This window comes from Streptomyces sp. NPDC007095 (genome assembly GCF_040634475.1).
In the GTDB taxonomy this organism is placed as follows: domain Bacteria; phylum Actinomycetota; class Actinomycetes; order Streptomycetales; family Streptomycetaceae; genus Streptomyces.
Genome location: NZ_JBEYFS010000457.1, coordinates 1 through 3,342, shown reverse-complemented (window position 1 = coordinate 3,342; position 3,342 = coordinate 1). Strand labels below are relative to the sequence as shown.

1 protein-coding gene and 3 pseudogenes are annotated in these 3,342 nt (G+C 69.5%); 3 read left to right on the top strand and 1 reads right to left on the bottom strand.

Annotated elements, in window-relative coordinates; translation table 11 throughout:
* Positions 1–411: 411 nt before the first annotated feature.
* Positions 412–552 (bottom strand): annotated as a pseudogene (locus ABZ656_RS57205) (NADPH-dependent FMN reductase); the annotation flags it as partial.
* A gap of 171 nt (positions 553–723) precedes the next feature.
* Here ABZ656_RS57205 and ABZ656_RS57200 point away from each other — a divergent pair.
* The 3 genes and pseudogenes from ABZ656_RS57200 to ABZ656_RS57190 all read left to right on the top strand — a co-directional run bounded on the left by ABZ656_RS57200 (position 724) and on the right by ABZ656_RS57190 (position 2,460).
* Positions 724–1,936 (top strand): annotated as a pseudogene (locus ABZ656_RS57200) (low temperature requirement protein A).
* 21 nt (positions 1,937–1,957) lie between these two features.
* A pseudogene (locus tag ABZ656_RS57195) lies at positions 1,958–2,092 on the top strand (P1 family peptidase); the annotation flags it as partial.
* 239 nt (positions 2,093–2,331) lie between these two features.
* Positions 2,332–2,460: a hypothetical protein gene (locus ABZ656_RS57190; protein WP_256259183.1), complete on the top strand. Its 129-nt coding sequence runs from the start codon at positions 2,332–2,334 to the stop codon at positions 2,458–2,460.
* Positions 2,461–3,342 lie beyond the last annotated feature (882 nt).

The following is a 3,342-nucleotide window of genomic DNA, read 5'->3' as shown; positions in this document are numbered from 1 at the left end:
AGCGCTGGCAGGGTGGCCACCCGGAGAACGAGCCGCGGCCGGAACTGTTCTACGGGCCGGGCGCCGAGGGCTACACCGACTACCCCTTCCTCGAAACGGCTTGAGGCCCACGGGTCACGCCTGACCATGCGGCAGCCCCACTCACCCATGGGCAGGCGCCCGACCGGCGACACCGTGCCCGCCCCATTGAGCCCGCGGTCGGAGCCGGGGGGTGTACCGAAGGGCGCCATCGCTCAAGATCAATCTCAGCGCCAACCACGGTTCCGTTGATCAAGGCCAAGCGACCGCCTCATGATGGCGTCGCTGATTGCGAGTCTGCGGTGCTGCTGCCCGGTCCGGAGCAGTTGCCGGTGCGCTTCGTCGAGCACCAGCTCGTCGTCCGGGCCGCGCATCCGCCCCGGCGTCGGTCGCTCAGGCGGCGAGGGCGGTGCGGCCTGCGGCGTAGACGCGGGCGACCTCGACGACGCGCTTGCCGAGCTCGGCGGCGGTGGCGATGTCGGCCTTGTGTACGCCCTCGGCTCCCTGGTCGTTGTTGCTCTGGGCGGCGGCGCCGGTTGGCGAAGCCGGAGGTCGCTTCGGTTTTGGACTTCGGTGGCGCCATCGCAGCCTCATCCCGCAGTGCACGTCCATGCTCCCACCGCAAGCCCTCAAGCGTTGCAGAACTCCACCAACAAAACCACGCTGGGCAAGAGATTAAGTGCCTCATCTGCTGTGCTTGACTTCATGACGCCAAGTTCCACTCCCGCGCCGGACTCCCCCCCCGATCGCCCGCGCACCGCAGCCCGCTGCGCAGGCCCACCGCCCGTGACCGCGGTGAGGTACACCGATCCGCCACTCAGCTGGAGCTCTTCTTCGACCTGTGCTTCGTCGTGGCCATCGCCCAGGCGGGCATCCAGTTGGTGCACGCGATCGCCGAGGGCCATGCGGGCGAGGGGATCCTCTACTACGCGCTGGTGTTCTTCGCCATCTGGTGGGCGTGGATGAACTTCACGTGGTTCGCCTCGGCCTACGACAACGACGACGTGCTCTTCCGGGTCGTCACGCTGATCCAGATCGCCGGTGTGCTGGTGCTCGCGGCCGGGGTCTCCCGGGCGTTCGAGGACCACGAGTACCGGGCGGGGGTGGTGGGCTATGTGATCATGCGGCTCGCCTCGGTGTCCCAATGGTTGCGCGTGGCCAGGTCGAGTCAGGGCAGGGAGCGCAGGGTGGCCCTGCGGTACGCCGGGTCGGCCTCGTGGTCCTGCCCGAGGACACCCTGGTCGTGGTCTTCGTGGTGATGGCGGTCCTCGAGATGTGCGTGCCGGCGTACGCGGAGAAGGTCCAGCCCACGTCCTGGCACCCGCGCCACATCGCCGAGCGGTACGGGCTGTTCACGATCATCGTGCTCGGCGAGACCATCGCGGCTGCCACGGTCGCCGTGAAGACGGGCATCGACGAGCAGGACGCGCTGGGCGAACTGCTGCCGATCGCCGCGGGCGGCCTGCTGATCATCTTCGCCGCCTGGTGGATCTACTTCGCGGTGCCGATCCACGGTCATCTGAGATCCAACAGGCAGGCGTTCCTGTGGGGTTACGGCCACTACATCGTCTTCGCCTCGGCGGCCGCGATCGGTGCGGGTCTGGAAGTGGCGGTCGAGCAGTCCGTGGGCAAGGCGCATATCTCGACGCTGTCCGCGTCGGCGGCCGTGACCCTGCCGACGGCGCTGTATCTGCTCACCATCTGGGCACTGCACTCGCGTCACTTCAAGGTGGGCATCGCCCAGCAGCTGGTACTGCCGACCGCGGCCCTGCTGGTGATCTGCTGCATGTTCCTGGGCGAGTGGGCGGTGCTCTCAGCCGGTCTCGTCTGCGCGCTGACGGTGGCGACCGGCGAGACACTGACGGCGCGCACGACGGCCCCGGAGCGCGAGACGGCGGTGCGAGCGCCGGTCGCCTGACCGGCCCGGTCCGGACGAGGGCTGCGGGTGGGTCACGCGACGCGTACCGGCGACGGATGGCTCACAGGCACCACGGTGGTGCTGGAGCCCGAGGGCGGTGCCGTCGCCGCGGTGGACGTGCGCGGCGGCAGGCCCGGCGCCCAGGAGACCGACGCGGCGGGGTCGGCCGTGGAACCCGGGACCGGGGCGCTGCACGGGGAGTTGTCGCAGGGGCGGGTGAGCTGTCCGGCGCAGGACTTCCACCGGGCCGTGCGTCTGCGGCTGGCCGAGATCGCGGCACTGTCGGTATTCGCCGAATGGATGGTGCCATGGAGGAGGTCCGGGGCCGATCGTTTGCCTCGGTCAATCTGATGCGCTCGGGGATCCAGCTGGCCAGGAAAGACACGGTCCACGGCATGGTGACTGCGGTGAGGGCGGCGAACTCGGGCCAGTCGTTGTCGCGGCGGAACGCGCACGCCACGGCGATGAGCCCGGCCGCGATCCACGTCGAGGACCACAAGGCCATCGGGCGCCAAGGCCAGTAATCGGCGTACGCCGCGGGTGTCTGGCAGCGGGTCGGCGAGCTGCACGGCCCCGTACAGGCCGACGAGGGAGCCGAGCAGCAGCAGCGACGCGCCACGGCGCCCGATACGGCAGATCAGCCGTCGGCTCACGGACTCCGGCGCGCGCAGTCATGCGAGGGCCGGTCTTCACCCGCTGGCGCCCCCGCTGCTGACCGACCACCAGAAGGCGGAGGACCCCGGCGAACACACCTCGCCGGGGTCCTCCTCCAACTTCAAGATCAATCTCACCGGTAACCGCTGTACCGATGTTCCAACTGCCGCCAATTGCATCGGATGCGAACTCGCGACGGTTCGCGATTCGTCGTCGCGGGGAAGCCGCTCTCCTCTTCGTGTCCAGGGCTGTTGGGCTCAGAACGCGGTAGCGACGGCAGCGACTCGCGGTGTGTGATCGCCAGGCCCCGTCCCTCATACGACTGACTGACCAGCAGATCGCTCATCGGCTCGCATCTGATGCGGTCTTCTCGCATCCGATGCGAGTGACGGAGGGTGGTGACTCGGTGCGGATCGATGTCTCGGCGCCGGGCCTTCGCTCTCTCTGAGCTGATCAACGACCTCGGTGTCCCGACGACCGCCAGCCGGGCTGCGGCGATCCGCCAGCAGGTGCTGTAGATGCCCGCCCCCGTGGTCGCCGACGCGCTCGGCTACCACCACGTCACCCACAACACGCCTCACATCCGAGGCCGGTGGAACCTGGAGCCGGTACGCCTCCGGCGACCACCCGCGGTCACCAGCGGGATGGGTTCCGCGGCGCTCAGGCTGCGAGGGCGGTGCGGCCTGCGGCGTAGACGCGGGCGACCTCGACGACGCGCTTGCCGAGCTCGGCGGCGGTGGCGATGTCGGCCT

Excerpts from the sequence above, each read along its gene's own strand:
- ABZ656_RS57190 (WP_256259183.1), top strand. The coding sequence starts at position 2,332 with ATGGTGACTGCGGTGAGGGCGGCGAACTCGGGCCAGTCGTTGTCGCGG.